Genomic DNA, 15,034 nt, shown 5'->3' with positions numbered 1-15,034 from the left:
GGCTATTGCGGCGCCGCCGGGGCCGGCTTGATGGTGGCGGCCGCGCCCCGCCCGGCGCTCGCGGCGGCGCGGCCCCGGGCCTCGTTGCGTCCGCGGGCGCCCTCCAGCTCCGCCTCCAGGGCCTTCTGGCCCGTGACCGACTTGGCCCGGACCGGCCGCTTCGGCGCGTCGACGCCCACCGGCATGAAGTCGGGCTGCACCTTGCTGCGCGTGTCCGCGACGAAATCCGGGGCCGCGACGACCCGCGGCCCGTAGCCTGCATCGGAGGCCAGCGAGCGGACGACGTCGCCCGAGCAGGCCCCGAGCGCGCCGACCAGCACGCCCAGGCCGGCCACGCGCGTCAGGCGGCGCAGCGGACCGGCGCGACGCGGGCGGACGGCGGGGTTCAAAATGGCACGATCCATCGTCACATGCGTATGAAAAGATCGGCCGGATGTTTCGGCGACGTCCTGAGCCGGGCTGGCGAAAACTCTGGCTCGCTCCTTATTTTGTCGGAAACGAGGCCCGCGCCATCGGGTCAACAGATGAAGCACAGGGAGGCACGTTTGACGAGCCCGCAGGCGCCGGATCGGACCGCCCCTCCGAAGTCGGTCTCGAACGGCGCGATGCCGGACGGCACGGTCGCCCCGATGCCGGATTTCGAGGCGCTCTCCCGAAATGCCGGGCAGTTCGTCGAGGCGATGGGGCGCAACGTCGCCCGCCTCCTCGGGCCCGAGGGCCAAGCGGGCGCGCCCGGCAGCGAGATGAACGAGGCGGCCAAGGTGCTCGGTCAGGTGGCCGAGGCCTGGCTCGCCGACCCGAACCGCAGCGCCGAGGCGCAGGCCCGCCTGGCGCAGGCCTTCCTGTCGCTCTGGGGCTCCACCTACCTGCGCCTGCAGGGCCAGCCCGCCGATCCGGTGGCGCTGCCCGAGCCCCGGGACGCGCGATTCGCCCATGCCGAGTGGTCGACCAACCCGTATTTCGATTTCATCAAGCAGGCCTACCTGCTCGCAACCCGCTGGGCCGAGAGCCTCGTGGACGAGGCCGAGGGTCTCGACGCGCATACCCGCCACAAGGCGCAGTTCTACCTGCGCCAGCTCACCAGCATGCTGTCGCCCTCGAACTTCCTGCCGACCAACCCGGAGCTGATCCGCCACACCCTGCAGGAGAACGGCGCCAACCTCGTCCGCGGCCTCAAGATGTACGAGGAGGATCTGCAGGCCGGCGGCGGGCAGCTGCGGGTACGCCAGACCGACCCGAGCGGGTTCGAGGTCGGCCGCAACATGGCGGTCACCCCCGGCGAGGTGGTGTTCCGCAACGACCTGATCGAGCTGATCCAGTACGCGCCGACCACCGAGACCGTGCTGCGGCGCCCGTTCCTGATGGTCCCGCCCTGGATCAACAAGTTCTACATCCTCGATCTCAACCCCCAGAAGAGCTTCTTCAAGTGGATGGTCGATCAGGGGCTGACGGTCTTCTGCATCTCCTGGGTGAACCCGGATACGCGCCACGCCGACAAGGACTTCGAGTCCTACATGCGCGAGGGGATCGAGGCGGCCATCGACGCGATCGGCGTCGCCACCGGCGAGAACGAGGTCACGGCGGCGGGCTACTGCGTCGGCGGCACGCTGCTCGCCGTGACGCTCGCCATGCAGGCCGCGACCGGCAACCGCCGGATCAAGAGCGCGACGCTGCTCACCACGCAGGTCGATTTCACCCACGCGGGCGACCTGAAGGTCTTCGCCGACGAGGAGCAGATCCGCCAGGTCGAGGCGCGCATGGCCGAGCAGGGCTATCTCGAGGGCGCCCGGATGGCGAACGCCTTCAACATGCTCCGGCCGAACGACCTGATCTGGCCCTATGTCGTGAACAACTACATCAAGGGTAAGGCGCCCTCGGCCTTCGACCTGCTGTACTGGAATTCCGACGCCACCCGGATGCCGGCGGCCAACCATTCCTTCTACCTGCGCAACTGCTACCTCAACAACACGCTGGCGCAGGGCCGAATGGTGCTGGGCAACGTCCGCCTCGACCTCCGGAAGGTGCAGGTTCCGATCTTCAACCTCGCCACCCGCGAGGACCACATCGCGCCGGCGCTGTCGGTCTTCGAGGGCTCGAAGGTGTTCGGCGGCAAGGTCGATTTCGTGCTCGCGGGCTCGGGCCACATCGCCGGCGTGATCAACCCGCCGTCCAAGCCGAAATACGGCTACTGGACCGGCGGCCCCGTGAAGGGGACGCTCGAAGAGTGGATCAGGGCCGCGGTCGAGACCAAGGGCTCGTGGTGGCCCTACTGGTTCCAGTGGATCGAGGCGCAGGCTCCGGAGCGGGTGCCCGCCCGTCAGCCGGGCGGCGACGCTCTTCAATCCCTGGGCCCCGCGCCCGGGACCTACGTGCGGATGCGCGCCTGAGGCGCGCGACGCGCGTTGGTCGACGGGTGATCGGCCGCGACGATCACGGAGCCGCCCCGCCATCACGAGCGGAGCGACGTCACCCAGGGCAGCGCGACACCTGTCAGCGCGGCGCTGCCCTGGATCGCTTCGCTGCGCTCGCAACGACGGCGGCAGCGAAGCACGCAACCTGAGCTGGCTGTCAGTACTTCCGCACGAGCGGCGCCGGAGCCGGGGCCGGCGGCGCGCCGAAGACGTAGCGGAAGCCCACCGAGACGATGTCGGCGCTGGAATCCACCACGCCCGCGAAGGCGATGTTGCTGATGTTGTAGTCGCGGCCGATGCCCGCGAGGATCCGCGAGCGGTCCAGGAAGAAGTGCGAGTAGGCGAGGTTCAGCGTCAGCTGCTGGCTCCAGCGGTAGCTCGCGCCGACCGAGACGTTGTACCGGTCGCCGTCCGGCAGGCGCACCGAGCGGTTCCGGAAGTCGATGGGCGAGGTCTCGTAGGCGAAGCCGGTCCGCAGCGTCAGGTTCGGCGAGGCGTCGTACTCGGCGCCGATCGCGTAGGTGAACCCGTCCTTGTAGTTGAGCGGCAGGTTGTTCACCGGCAGGCCGATCGTCTTCGACACGATGCCGATGGTGCCGAGCCTCGACCAGTTGTCCCACTCGAAGCCGAGATTCACCCGCGCCACCGGCGAGACCGCCTGGGTCAGGCCGACGCTCAGCTTGTCGGGCGTGTTCAGCTTGGCGCGGACCTGCCCAGCCAGCGGCGCCAGGGCGACGAGCGGCACGCCGATCGAGCCGTCGATGTCGTGGTGCACCGAGGAGCGGTAGCCGATGCCCAGCACGGTCCCGTCGCGGGGCGTCAGCGTGGCGCCGGCGGTGAAGCCCGCGCCCCAGGACTCGCCCTTGAGGAAGGAGCTCGGGTACGAGGTCGGCAGGATGCCGGGGATCGGCAGCGCCTGCCGGAGGGTCAGGCGGAAATACTCGATGTTCGGGCCGGCCGCGATCGAGAGCCACTCGTTGACCTTGAAGCCGATGACCGGGTTGATCGCCAGCGAGAAGATCCGCGACGAGCGCCCGTAGACCTCGCCGGCCCACACGTCGCGCGGCTTGGTCACGAGGCCGAACGGGGCCCCGGTGGAGAGGCCGAGCCAGAGGCGGTCGTTGAGCTGATAGGACGTGGCGCCCGCCGGCACGACGGCGCCCTGGCCCAGCTCACCCGAGCCGCCCAGCCGCGCGAAGCCCGGATTGGTGCCCGGCGCGGGCCGGATCTCCGAGGAGAGGCCGATATAGGTGAAGTTCTGCTCCGCGACGAAGCCCGGGTTCATCGTGATCGTCGCGGGATTCCAGAAGATCGACGAGACGCCGCCCGATCCCGACGCCGCGCCCGCGAAGGCCAGTCCCTGGGCCTCGGTGCTCTGCTCCCGGATCCCGAACGCCCCCGCCTGCACCTGCCCGGCGCCGAGGATCACCGCCGTCGCCGCCAGCATCGCAGCGCGAACCGTCCCGCCCATCTGTTCCCCCAAGCCTTCGTTCTGCTGGGCGCCGTCGATTGTTCGAGACCCGTTATGCGGCGACCTTTCGTGCATGGTGCCGTTTTCGGGCGCAGGACCGCAATGACCCTGATCATTTTCGGCACCGAGAGGAATAACAGTAGATTACGATCGGTAAACGGCACCTTCACAAGCGAAAGCGCGCGATCATCGAGACTCTTCAGTCTTGATCCGGGGTCTCGCACCGAGACGGCGGCAGGAACAATATATCCAGATGTCGCCGACCCTGCACTTTTCCGCCGTCCTGTGGCCCGGCTGCGACACCCGATGGGCGGACCCGTAGCCGCGGCCGGCCTTGCACCCGGGTCGAGGCCCGGCCATGGTCCCGGCGTCCGGCGCAGACCGGTTCAGGGAAGGATGAGGAGTGCGACCATGAAGCTCTTCCGGCACGGCCCGAGCGGCGACGAGAAGCCCGGCCTCGTGGATGCCAGCGGGGGGCTGCGCGACCTGTCGGGCATCGTGCGCGACATCGCCGGGCCGGCCCTCGCGCCCGACTCGCTCGCGCGGCTGCGCGCGCTGGATCCCGAGACCCTGCCGAAGCTGCCTCCGGACGTGCGCCTCGGCCCCTGCGTCGGCGGCACCCGGAACGTCGTCGCCATCGGCCTGAACTTCGCCGATCACGCCGCCGAGACCGGCTCGCCGATCCCCGCGGAACCGATCATCTTCAACAAAGCCCCGTCCAGCCTGTGCGGGCCGAACGACACGGTCATCATCCCGAAGGGGTCGCACAGCACCGACTGGGAGGTTGAGCTCGCCGTGGTGATCGGGCGGCGCGCCAGCTACGTCCACGCCAACGAGGCGCTGAGCTACGTGGCGGGCGCCTGCATCTGCAACGACGTCTCCGAGCGCGAATGGCAAATGAACCGCGGTCCGACCTGGACGAAGGGCAAGAGCGCGCCGACCTTCGGCCCCCTCGGGCCCTGGCTGGTGACGCTCGACGAGATTCCCGACCTGAAGAACCTCGCCATGAGCCTCGACGTGAACGGCGAGCGCCGGCAGACCGGCTCGACCGCCACGATGATCTTCGACGTTCCCCAGCTCGTCGCCTACACGTCGCACTTCATGCTGCTGGAGCCGGGCGACGTGATCACCACCGGCACGCCGCCGGGCGTCGGCCTCGGCATGAAGCCGCCGCGCTACCTCAAGGCCGGGGACGAGATGGTCCTGCGCATCGACCGGCTCGGCGAGCAGCGCCAGAAGGTCATCGCGTTCGACGACTGGACCGCCAAGGTCTCGGCCGGGGAGCCGACGGACTGACAGGCTGGGCCGCCGCCTGCGCCCGGGCGGCGGCCTGTTCTCCGGGACACCCCACCGATATCGGTGATCGCCCGACGCCGGGTCCGGACGGGGTTTCTACATACCCTCGATTGAATTCTGATTTTATTTTAACGTTGCAAGTTAGATCAGGAATATCGGCCAATTAAGACAGCGTTATAGCATCGATGTAAAATGCCCGCATCGCCAATCGGGCCCGACATGACGACCAAGATTGATTTTTCAAGAGGCCGGACGTTCAGATCGGAGTCCGAGCCGCCGACGCTCAGGTCGATCGAGATCCTGGCCGATGCCGTGAAGCAGGCGGCTCAGGAGAAGACAGGTCGGATCCGGCGGATCACGGCGCGGACCAAGATCCTCGCCCTCAACGCCCTCATCGAGGCCGCACGGGCGGGAGACGAGGGACGCGGCTTCGCGGTCGTTGCCCAGGAGGTGCGCGCCCTCGGCGAGTCCGTGGACGTCATCGCCGGCGAGCTGGAGCTTCACCTGGCGGGCCGCATCGTCGAGCTGCAACGCACCGTCGAGACGATGGCGGGCCGCGTCCAGGGTGAGCGGCTGGTCGATCTCGCGCTCAACGCGGTCGAGCTGATCGATCGCAATCTCTACGAGCGCACCTGCGACGTGCGCTGGTGGGCGACCGACGCCGCCGTCGTGGCCTGCGCGGCCGATCCCGGCCCGGTCGCGGCGGCCCTCGCGGGCGAGCGCCTCGGCATCATCCTCTCGGCCTACACCGTCTATCTCGATCTCTGGGTCTGCGACCTGGACGGCCGCATCCTCACGACCGGCCGCGCCGATCGCTATCCCGGCCTGCGGGGCCGGAGCGTCGCGGGGGAAGCGTGGTTCCGGGACGCGCTCGCCCTGCAGAGCGGCGACGCCTTCGTGTGCGCCGACGTGCGTCGGGAGGAGGCGCTGGGCGGCGCGCAGGTGGCCACCTACGCGGCGAGCGTGCGGGCGGACGGCCGGGCGAACGGCGCCCCGCTCGGCGTCCTGGCGATCCATTTCGACTGGGCGCCGCAGGCGCACGCGATCGTCTCCGGGATCCGCGTCGCGCCGGAAGACCGCGACCGCACCCGCGCGCTGCTGGTCGACGCCGGCGGCCGGGTGCTGGCCGCCTCGGACCAGGCCGGGCTCCTGACCGAACGGGTCTCCTGCCGGATGGACGGCCAGACGAGCGGCGTCGCGCGGGATCCGCGGACGGGCACGGTCACGGCGTTCCATCGGACACCGGGCTACGAGACGTATCGCGGGCTGGGCTGGTACGGCATGATCGTCCAGACCGACCCCTCGGTCGGGCGTTCGGGCGCGCGGCCCGCTTGATTTCTGGCCGCCGATCCGGCTCAAACACCGGATGAGCGCGACTTCCCTCCCCGGTTCCCAGCAGCCTGACCTCGGCGAGATCCGCCACGACTGGAGCGTGGCGGAGATCCGCGCGATCCACGACCTGCCGCTGATGGACCTCGTGTTCCGGGCTGCACAGGTGCACCGCCGGCACAACGACCCCGCCGACATCCAGCGGGCGTCGCTCCTGTCGATCAAGACCGGCGGCTGCCCGGAGGATTGCGCCTACTGCCCGCAATCGGCCCACCACAAGGGCGCGGGCGTCGCCCGCGAGCGGTTGATGCCGGTGGAGACGGTGCTGGCCGAGGCGGCCGCCGCCAAGGCCGCCGGCGCCCAGCGCTTCTGCATGGGCGCCGCGTGGCGCCAGCCGAAGGACGGCCCGGAATTCGACGCGGTGCTCGCCATGGTACGCGGCGTGCGCGGCCTCGGCATGGAGGCCTGCGTGACGCTCGGCATGCTCACGCCCTCGCAGGCCGGGCGCCTCGCCGAGGCCGGGCTGACCTCCTACAACCACAACCTCGACACCGGCCCGGACTTCTACGAGGACATCATCTCCACCCGGACCTACGACGAGCGTCTGCAGACCCTCGCGAACGTCCGCGAGGCCGGGATCGGCGTGTGCTGCGGCGGCATCGTCGGCATGGGCGAGGGCGTCACCGACCGCGCCGCGATGCTCCAGGTGCTCGCCAACCACGCCCCCCATCCGGAGAGCGTGCCGATCAACGCCCTCGTGGCAGTGCCCGGCACGCCGCTGGAGGATCAGCCGGCGGTCGATCCGTTCGATCTCGTGCGCATGTGCGCCACGGCGCGGATCGTGATGCCGCGCTCCCGCGTGCGGCTCAGCGCCGGCCGCAAGAGCCTCACCCGCGAGGCCCAGGTTCTGTGCTTCCTCGCCGGTGCCAACTCGATCTTCTACGGCGAGCGGCTCCTCACCACGGCCAATAACGGCCAGGACGACGACGCGGCTCTGCTGGCCGATCTGGGCATCCGGGTCGGCGAGCCCGTCCGGGCCGCGGCCGAGTAGGCAACAGGTCGCCGTCTCGCCGCTTCCCGGTCCCTGCGTGCGGCGCCACAGCGGCGCCACGGAGCCCGGCATCGCCCCCCGACCGGGCCCCTCCCGGTTCACGGCGGTCGCCCGCGGGCGATCGCGTCAGCCCTCCGGCAGCACGATCCGGAAGCGCGCCCCGCTCGTCCCCTCGTCCTGGCAGGCGTCGAGGGTGAGGGTTCCGCCGTTGATCCCGATCAGTTCGGCGGCGATCGGCAGACCGAGGCCCGTGCCGCCGGACCGCATGGATCCCTGGAACGGCGCGAACAGGTTCTCCCGGGCGCGCGCCGGCAGGCCGGGGCCGTTATCGGTGACCAGGATCGTGATCCGACCCGACGCCGCGCGCGAGGCGACCACGCTCACGGTGGCCTCCGGCACGGCGGCCCCGTCCAGCGCCTGCACGGCGTTGCGCACGAGATTGGCCAGCGCCCGACCGAGCTGCTCCGGATCGGCCTGCACGGAGAGATCGCCCGCCGCGACCTGGACGCTGACCGGGTGCGCCGCCAGCGCGGCGAGATCCGGGAGCTCCGCGAAGATCGGCGCCAGCGGCGTGCTGGTCAGGAGCGGCGTCCGCTCGGAGACGCGCCCGTAGGCGAGGGTCGCCTCGCAGAAGCGGATCGCGCGGGCCAGCGTCCCGACGAGGCGGGGTGCCACGCGCTGCACCGTCGGATCCTCGGTACCCTCCAGGCGGTCGCCCAGGAGCTGCGCGCCGGTCAGCAGGTTGCGCAGCTCGTGGCTGATCTTGCTGACCGCGAGACCGAGCTCGGCGAGACGCCGCTTCTGCCGGAGCTGGTCGGCGAGGCTGCGCTGCATCCGCCCGAGCGCCCGCTCGGCCTGGCCGATCTCGTCGCTGCGGCGGGACGGGGCGATGATCCGGCCGGCATCCTCCGGATCGTCCGCGAAGACCGTGATGCTGGTGGCGAGGCGCCGCACCGGCCGCACGATCAGCACCTGCAGCACCACGAAGACGAGACCGGCCGCGGCGGCCGCGATGATCAGCGAGGAGACCAGCAGGCGCAGCGCGTAGTCGATCATGGCGGTGCGCAGCGGCGCCTCGTCGAGCAGGATCTCGACACGGTCGAAGCCGATCCCGCCCTCACCGACCACGCGGATCGGCTCGTGGACCGGCGCCACGAGGGTGCGCCACGCGCCCCGGATCGCCGACAGGGCCGTGACGTCGCGCAGGTCGACGGTGTCGGCGACCTGCTCGGGCATCGGCTCGATGGCGAGCAGGCGCTGGGCGCCGCCCCCGCGGACCGCGATCGCCCGGGCGTTCACGCCGGCCAGGAGGCGGCTCTCGAGCGGCTCGGAGACCGGCTCGCCGGTCCGGCCATCGAGGACCAGGGCGGCGACCTGCGCGGCCGCCAGCCGGTCGGACATCCACTCGATCCGGTAGTTGGCCACCGCCGGCACGTAGGTCAGCACCTCGGCCACCACCACGAACGCGACGGTCACGAGGAACAGCCGCCCGGACAGGCCGAGGCGCGCCGTGCGCCGCTCGGGCAGGTCGCGGGCCGGAGCGGGCGCCGGCGTCGCCGGTGCCGCGGCCTGATCGGACTTGACGGACACGCCGGTCACGCTCCGCGCGGGCATCGCGGATGAGGATCGGCGGAGAGAGGATTGAGAAAGCTCGAGCCGGGTCCGGCCTTCGCGGGATACATGTTCGCAAGCCACAGATTCGCAGGCGGGAATACAGGCTCTCGGCGGCGAGCACTATACGATATCCACCCCCACGCGGTTGCATGTGACCTTAGACACGGAAAAACGGATCCGGCGGTGGATCGCGTATCCCGGCGGCGCCTGTCAGCCGTGCCTGTCAGCCGCGCTTGGCGCGCCGGCTCAGCAGAATGCTGACCAGGGCGAAGGCGGCCAGCATCCCGAGACCCGCCACCATCTTCGGCGTGACCAGGGCGCGCAGGGTCAGAGCCGTGTCGCAGCCGCCCGACCCCGCCGCCAGGCAGGCGGCCTTCGCGGCCTCGTGGGCGGCGACGACGTCCTCGATGCCGGCGCCCGTGGTGGCGTACACGAGAGCCCCCGGCAGCAACCCCAGGAACGTCGCGAGCACGAAGACCCGCATCTTCACCCCGAAGGCGGCGGGTGCGAGGTTGGTCACCCAGAATGGGAACAGCGGCAGGAGGCGCAGCACGGCGATGTAGCCGAAGGCGTCGCGCCGGAAGCCCTCGGCCAGCCCGGCGAGGCGCGTGCCGCCCATGCGCCGCAGGAGGTCGGCGCCCGGCCCGCGGCCGATGGCGAACACGATGGCCGCTCCGGTGGTGGCGGCACAGACCGCGGTGAGCGCCCCCGGAACGATGCCGAACAGGAAGCCGCAGACCATCGTCAGGATCAGCGTGGCCGGCACAGACACGACGACGGCCCCGACATAGAGGCAGTAGGCCGCGACCAGCGCGCGGAGATAGCCGGCCTCGACGAAGCCCCGCAGCCAGAGGCGCGAGGTGAGCAGGCGGTCGAGGCTGAGGAGCTGCGCGGCCCCCGAAACCAGGACCACCGCCGACACCGTCAGGAGCAGCACGAGCGGGAGCCAGCGCCGCAGCCGCTTCCAGCGTCCTTCGCGGCTCTCCGCGCGACCCTCGGCGACGGGCGCGTTGCCGGTCTCGCTCACCCGGGCTTGCGCATCCGCAGGATCTTGAAGAACCCGCCCGGGAAGGTCGGCTTCAGGCCCAGGACCTCGACGCCGTTGCGCCGGGCCCAGGCCTCGATCCGCGTCGCCTTGAAGTCCGACGACCAGCCGATCTTCGTGCAGAGCGGCGCCACGATCTCCTCGACCCGCGCGACCGGGCCCTCGCTCTGGCCGAAATGGTTGGCGAGCACGATACCGCCGCCCGGGCGGACCACCCGCAGGAACTCCGACAGCGCGGCCTCGGGATCGGGAACCAGGGTGATCAGGAACTGCGCCACGACGGCGTCGAAGCTCGCGTCGGCGTAGCCCAGGTGGCAGACGTCCATCACCTGGAGGCCCTTCACGTGCGCCAGGTTCCGGCGCCGGACCTTGGCGCGGGCACGCTTGAGCATGTCCTCGGAGAGGTCGACGCCGCAGACGAAGCTCGCCTTCGGATAGTAGCCCAGCGCCAGCCCGGTGCCGACGCCGGCCTCCAGGATCCGCGGCCCGTGCTCGGCCGCCGCCTCCACGGCGGCGCGAGCCGCGGGCTCGGTGAGCTTGTCGTAGACCACGTCGTAGACGGGGGCCCAGCGGGCATAGGCCTTGCGCATCAGGGCCGTGCTCGGCCCGGCCATCTGCGGCTCGCTCAGCATCGTTCGCAATTTCCAGAGGTTGAGATCAGGCGGCCTCGCGGGGCCGGGCCGACAACGCGTCGACACGCCGGATGGTGCCGCCGCCCAGGACCCGGGCCCGGGGGCCGTCATCCGCGTAGATCGCGCAGGCCTGGCCCGGCGACACGCCGTCCTCGGGCTCGGCGAGCACGACCTCGACCGCGCCGTCCGGCCCGACCGTCAGCGTCGCCGGGCGCGGCGGCCGGGTCGAGCGCACGCGGACCGCCACGGGCAGGTCGCGCACGGCTTCCGCCGGCCCCTCGCCGAGCCAGTTCAGGTCCGACAGTCGGATCCGGGTCGTGGCCAGCGCCGTGCGCGGCCCGACCACCACCCGGGCCGCGTCCGGCTCCAGCCGCACCACGTAGAGCGGCTCGGGTCCGGACAGGCCGAGGCCCTTCCGCTGGCCCACCGTGTAGTGCACGATCCCGTCGTGCCGGCCGAGAACGTGGCCATCGAGATCGACGATCTCGCCGGGCCGCGCCGCGTCGGGGCGCAGACGCGCGATCACGTCGCTGTAGCGGCCCTGCGGCACGAAGCAGATGTCCTGGCTGTCCGGCTTCTCGGCGAGCGACAGGCCGAGTTCCTTGGCGAGCGCGCGGGTCTCGGTCTTCTCCATCTCGCCCAGGGGGAAGCGCAGGAAGTCCAGCTGCTCCGCCGTGGTCGCGTAGAGGAAGTAGCTCTGGTCGCGGGCGGGATCGAGGGCGCGGTGGAGCGCCCGGCCGCCGCCAGGAAGCGCCCGGCTGGCCACGTAGTGGCCGGTGGCGAGCGCGTCGGCGTCGAGATCCCGGGCGAGGCCCAGCAGGTCGCGGAACTTCACCGTGCGGTTGCACTCGACGCAGGGGATCGGCGTCTCGCCCGCGAGGTAGCTCTCGGCGAACTTCTCGATCACCTCGTCGCGGAAGCGGTCCTCGTAGTCGAGGACGTAGTGCGGGATGCCGAGATGCTCCGCCGCCGCCCGGGCGTCGTGAATGTCCTGGCCGGCGCAGCAGGCGCCCTTGCGGTGGCTCGCCGCGCCGTGGTCGTAGAGCTGGAGCGTCACGCCGACCACGTCGAAGCCCTGCCGCTTCAGCAGGCCCGCGACCACGGAGGAATCGACGCCGCCCGACATGGCGACGACGACGCGCGTCTCGTGGGGGGCTTTGGGAAGATCGAGGGCGTTCATCGCGAGGGTCCGCAGCCGCCGGCCCGGAAGCTCCCCGGCTGCACGGGCCGTCTATAGCGGGACTTCGCCCGGCTTTCCAGGGCGGCCGGGCCGGACACTCGGCAGATCCTGCCGGGCGGGCGGCAGCTTCGATCAGGCCCGCTCCGCGCATCGCGAGAAGAGAACGAACGTTTCCAGTACCTTAGCGGACCGTCCCGGTGGCGCGCGCCTTGCTGCGGAGCGGCTCAGAGGAGTCCGGTATGGCGAGCGGCGCGGCGGATCGGTTGGATGTCACCACGTGGATTCCGTCCGCGCGGAACGCGCAGGCGCCGCGTTCGGGCTGGGAGGCCGCGGGCGTGGCGGCCCGCGCCGGCAATTCCGCGCAGGACCGCTTCGGCGCCGCCCTGAGCGCGGCCCAGGCCCGCGACGCCGCCGCCGCGGCGCGGGCCCGCGCCGCCGATCAGCGCGACGTCACCGACGCGGCCCGCGCCCGGCAGGCCGACCTGCGCGATCAGGCCGACGCCGCGCGGGTGGCCAGCGACCGCGCGCGGGATGCGGCGCTGCGGAGCGAGGCCAGGGCCGCAGACAAGAAGGCCAGCCTCGCCAAGCCGGCGGACGCCGCGGCCCCGGCGGAAGCCGCGGCTCCGGCGGACGCGGCGGCTCCGGCGGCGCGGGCCCGGCAGGCCGAGGGGCAGCCCTCCGTCGCGGGTGCGCGCACCGCCGAGACCGGACGGACCGAAACCGCCGGTCGGCAGGGTTCCGAGGCCGCCGCGGCCGGGGAGGTTCCGGCCTCCGAAATGGCCGCCACGGCAGACCACGAGGCCGCGTCGATCGACGCGGCGGCGCTGCCGCAGAAGGCCGAGACCGCCGCGCAGCCGGCGGGGTCGAGCCCGTCCGCCTCCCTGCTGGCCCTCATCGCCGCGCTGTCCGAGGGCGGCGCCGCGACCGGGACGGTCAAGGTCGAGGCGGACGGGGACACCGGCACCGCGCCGGCGCAGGACGGCGCGGCGGCGCTCCCCGGAACCGGCGTGGCCGCGGGTCCTCCCGGCACGGACGCGCGGGGCAGCGGCCGCGCGGGCGGAGCCGTCTCGGGGGTCGCCGGATCCGGCCCCGCCACAGCGTCGGCCGGCGGTCACGAACCCGGCAAGGTCGGGCCGGGCAGCGTCCCCGTCGACGGCCCGACGGCCGGTGCCGGCGGCGCGGCGGCCGCGACGTCCGACGCGGCGACCCAGGACTTCCTCACCGTTCTGACCGACGCGGGCCAGGGCGCAGGCCCGCTTCAGACGATGCCCGCGGCGGCGCAGGGCGGTCCGACACCGCCCATACCGACCGGCCAGGCCGTGGACACGTCGCGTGCCGCTCAGGAGGCTGCCGCGCCGAACCAGAGCGCCGCGTCGGTCCGGACCGATCCGCCCATCCCGATCGGCCAGGTGCCGATGACCATCGGCCTGAGGTCCCTGCGCGGATCCAACGAGTTCCAGATCCGCCTCGATCCGGCCGAACTGGGACGCATCGACGTCAAGCTGGAGATCGACAAGGCGCACGGCCGCGTCATGACCCACTTGGTGGTCGACCGGCCCGAGACCCTCGCGCTGCTCCAGCGCGATTCCGGCCAGCTGCAGCAGGCGCTGTCCCAGGCCGGCTTCGATCCCGCGGCCGGCGGCATCAACCTGTCGCTGCGGGGCGACGGAAGCGCCCAGAGCGGCGGCAGCGGTGGTCAGCCGGGCGATTCCCCGCGCGGGGGCGGCACAGGCTGGTCGCGCGATCAGGCGGACGCCCCGCAAGAGATCGCCCCGATCCGCCACCTGCGCGGCTACGGCGGCGTCGACATGAGAATCTAGGCGGGGCGCAGGGCGCCCGCATCGCGGACCGACACGGACACCGACACAGCGCGCATCCGGCCCCTGCGCCAGGACGCGGCACGGGAGAGATCAGCATGACGAGCGGCATATCCAGCCTGACCAGCACGACGAACACCACGGGCTCGTCGACGAGCAGCAGCGGCAACGCCACCGAGATCGCCAGCAACTTCACGCAGTTCCTCACGCTGCTGACCACGCAGCTCAAGAACCAGAACCCCCTCGACCCGATGGACACCAACCAGTTCACGCAGCAGCTGGTGCAGTTCGCCGGCGTCGAGCAGCAGCTGAAGACCAACGACCGCCTCGACAGCATCCTCAGCGCGTCGCAGTCGGCGAGCTCGGCCTCGGCCACGAGCTACATCGGGAAGACCGTGACGGCGGACGGCAGCGCGTCGCAGCTGTCCGGCGGCTCCGCCTCCTGGACGCTGAACCCGGCCCGGGCCGCCTCGAAGGCGGTGATCACGGTCCTGGACTCGAAGAACAACGTCGTGGCCACGCAGACCACCGCCCTCAGCGCCGGCAGCCAGACCTACACGTGGAACGGCAAGACCTCGGCCGGCCTGACCGCGCCCGACGGGAACTACTCGATCAAGGTGGCGGCCACGGACGCCACCGGCTCGAGCGTCGCGGTCGATACGAGCCTGACGGGGGCCGTCGACGAGGTCGATCTCAGCGGAACGTCGCCGGTGCTGGTGATCGGCTCGCAGAGAGTGCCGCTGTCCAGCGTGCAGACCATCGGGTTGTCCACAAGTGGCACTTAACGAATCACATCCGAGTGACTCGCTTCAACATCTCTTAAGCGGGCACAAGTACCTTCAATGCTCGACAGGTCAGTCGAGTGTAGAGCGTATCATGACCGAACCGAGCCGCCCGAGAGTGAAGTACGTGATCGGGCCCGACGGCAGCCCCCTGACGATCGCGGACCTTCCGCCCCCGAGCACCCGTCGCTGGGTGATCCGGCGCAAGGCCGAGGTCGTGGCCGCGGTGCGCGGCGGTCTCCTCAGCCTGGAGGAGGCGTGCAAGCGCTACACGCTGACCACCGAGGAATTCCTGAGCTGGCAGTTCTCCATCGACCAGCACGGCCTTGCCGGCCTGCGGACGACCCGGATCCAGCATTACCGCCACTGATACGCGACGCCCCTGCCGGGCGCCATCGTCCCGGGA

General features: G+C 71.5%; 13 protein-coding genes. 7 read left to right on the top strand and 6 right to left on the bottom strand.

From position 1 onward, the window contains the following. Nucleotides 1-2 precede the first annotated feature (2 nt). Nucleotides 3-389: a hypothetical protein gene (locus ME121_RS11050; RefSeq protein WP_106427872.1), complete on the bottom strand. Its 387-nt coding sequence runs from the start codon at nucleotides 387-389 to the stop codon at nucleotides 3-5. Between the two features lie 216 nt (nucleotides 390-605). On the opposite strand from ME121_RS11050, the gene ME121_RS11045 reads away from it, so the two are divergent. Further along, nucleotides 606-2,387: a PHA/PHB synthase family protein gene (locus ME121_RS11045; RefSeq protein ID WP_041372857.1), complete on the top strand. Its 1,782-nt coding sequence runs from the start codon at nucleotides 606-608 to the stop codon at nucleotides 2,385-2,387. A 181-nt stretch (nucleotides 2,388-2,568) separates the two neighbouring features. Here ME121_RS11045 and ME121_RS11040 read toward each other — a convergent pair whose 3' ends face one another. Continuing rightward, the gene (locus tag ME121_RS11040) at nucleotides 2,569-3,858 is read right to left on the bottom strand and encodes an OmpP1/FadL family transporter (protein ID WP_244413137.1); all 1,290 of its coding nucleotides are present in this window, start codon (nucleotides 3,856-3,858) and stop codon (nucleotides 2,569-2,571) included. Nucleotides 3,859-4,293: 435 nt separating this feature from the next. Here ME121_RS11040 and ME121_RS11035 point away from each other — a divergent pair, with 435 nt between their 5' ends. From ME121_RS11035 to bioB, 3 genes are all read left to right on the top strand, one after another. After that, nucleotides 4,294-5,178, top strand: coding sequence for a fumarylacetoacetate hydrolase family protein (locus tag ME121_RS11035; protein ID WP_012321974.1), 885 nt, complete (start codon nucleotides 4,294-4,296; stop codon nucleotides 5,176-5,178). Between the two features lie 219 nt (nucleotides 5,179-5,397). Further along, on the top strand, nucleotides 5,398-6,513 hold the full coding sequence (locus ME121_RS11030) for a methyl-accepting chemotaxis protein (RefSeq protein WP_089231446.1): 1,116 nt from the start codon (nucleotides 5,398-5,400) through the stop codon (nucleotides 6,511-6,513). A gap of 31 nt (nucleotides 6,514-6,544) precedes the next feature. After that, the gene (bioB, locus tag ME121_RS11025) at nucleotides 6,545-7,558 is read left to right on the top strand and encodes a biotin synthase BioB (protein ID WP_012321972.1); all 1,014 of its coding nucleotides are present in this window, start codon (nucleotides 6,545-6,547) and stop codon (nucleotides 7,556-7,558) included. Between the two features lie 126 nt (nucleotides 7,559-7,684). Here the strand turns inward: bioB and ME121_RS11020 are convergent, their stop codons facing one another. The 4 genes from ME121_RS11020 to mnmA all read right to left on the bottom strand — a co-directional run bounded on the left by ME121_RS11020 (nucleotide 7,685) and on the right by mnmA (nucleotide 12,029). Then, a complete protein-coding gene (locus ME121_RS11020; protein WP_012321971.1) occupies nucleotides 7,685-9,172 on the bottom strand; it encodes a sensor histidine kinase in 1,488 nt (495 codons plus the stop codon). A gap of 223 nt (nucleotides 9,173-9,395) precedes the next feature. Then, nucleotides 9,396-10,199: a TVP38/TMEM64 family protein gene (locus ME121_RS11015; RefSeq protein WP_029359152.1), complete on the bottom strand. Its 804-nt coding sequence runs from the start codon at nucleotides 10,197-10,199 to the stop codon at nucleotides 9,396-9,398. Then, nucleotides 10,196-10,849, bottom strand: coding sequence for a class I SAM-dependent methyltransferase (locus ME121_RS11010; protein ID WP_012321969.1), 654 nt, complete (start codon nucleotides 10,847-10,849; stop codon nucleotides 10,196-10,198). Before ME121_RS11010 ends, ME121_RS11015 begins: the two co-directional genes overlap by 4 nt. 25 nt (nucleotides 10,850-10,874) lie before the next feature. Next, nucleotides 10,875-12,029 (bottom strand): tRNA 2-thiouridine(34) synthase MnmA, encoded by a 1,155-nt coding sequence (gene mnmA, locus ME121_RS11005; protein WP_012321968.1) that lies wholly within the window; start codon nucleotides 12,027-12,029, stop codon nucleotides 10,875-10,877. A gap of 335 nt (nucleotides 12,030-12,364) precedes the next feature. Here mnmA and ME121_RS11000 point away from each other — a divergent pair, with 335 nt between their 5' ends. The 3 genes from ME121_RS11000 (at nucleotide 12,365) to sciP (ending at nucleotide 14,998) form a co-directional block, all read left to right on the top strand. Further along, nucleotides 12,365-13,849 carry a flagellar hook-length control protein FliK gene (locus tag ME121_RS11000; protein WP_408902481.1) on the top strand — a complete coding sequence of 495 codons (1,485 nt, stop codon included), beginning with the start codon at nucleotides 12,365-12,367 and terminating at the stop codon, nucleotides 13,847-13,849. A gap of 95 nt (nucleotides 13,850-13,944) precedes the next feature. Continuing rightward, complete coding sequence (locus tag ME121_RS10995) at nucleotides 13,945-14,631, top strand: flagellar hook assembly protein FlgD (protein WP_043074908.1); 687 nt, start codon at nucleotides 13,945-13,947, stop codon at nucleotides 14,629-14,631. A gap of 91 nt (nucleotides 14,632-14,722) precedes the next feature. After that, nucleotides 14,723-14,998 (top strand): CtrA inhibitor SciP, encoded by a 276-nt coding sequence (sciP, locus tag ME121_RS10990; protein ID WP_007569077.1) that lies wholly within the window; start codon nucleotides 14,723-14,725, stop codon nucleotides 14,996-14,998. Nucleotides 14,999-15,034: the final 36 nt, after the last annotated feature.

Source organism: Methylobacterium sp. ME121 (assembly GCF_000974725.1).
Lineage (GTDB): Bacteria > Pseudomonadota > Alphaproteobacteria > Rhizobiales > Beijerinckiaceae > Methylobacterium > Methylobacterium radiotolerans.
Note: the sequence above shows the minus strand (reverse complement) of the source record. Positions and strands in the feature narration are given on the sequence as shown.

Bases quoted from the DNA above. Each gene is read 5' to 3' on its own strand.
- ME121_RS10995 (WP_043074908.1), top strand. From the start codon at position 13,945: ATGACGAGCGGCATATCCAGCCTGACCAGCACGACGAACACCACGGGC.
- ME121_RS11045 (WP_041372857.1), top strand. From the start codon at position 606: ATGCCGGACGGCACGGTCGCCCCGATGCCGGATTTCGAGGCGCTCTCC.
- ME121_RS11035 (WP_012321974.1), top strand. From the start codon at position 4,294: ATGAAGCTCTTCCGGCACGGCCCGAGCGGCGACGAGAAGCCCGGCCTC.
- ME121_RS11030 (WP_089231446.1), top strand. From the start codon at position 5,398: ATGACGACCAAGATTGATTTTTCAAGAGGCCGGACGTTCAGATCGGAG.
- ME121_RS11010 (WP_012321969.1), bottom strand. From the start codon at position 10,849: ATGCTGAGCGAGCCGCAGATGGCCGGGCCGAGCACGGCCCTGATGCGC.
- ME121_RS11020 (WP_012321971.1), bottom strand. From the start codon at position 9,172: ATGCCCGCGCGGAGCGTGACCGGCGTGTCCGTCAAGTCCGATCAGGCC.
- mnmA (WP_012321968.1), bottom strand. From the start codon at position 12,029: ATGAACGCCCTCGATCTTCCCAAAGCCCCCCACGAGACGCGCGTCGTC.
- sciP (WP_007569077.1), top strand. From the start codon at position 14,723: ATGACCGAACCGAGCCGCCCGAGAGTGAAGTACGTGATCGGGCCCGAC.
- ME121_RS11040 (WP_244413137.1), bottom strand. From the start codon at position 3,858: ATGCTGGCGGCGACGGCGGTGATCCTCGGCGCCGGGCAGGTGCAGGCG.
- bioB (WP_012321972.1), top strand. From the start codon at position 6,545: ATGAGCGCGACTTCCCTCCCCGGTTCCCAGCAGCCTGACCTCGGCGAG.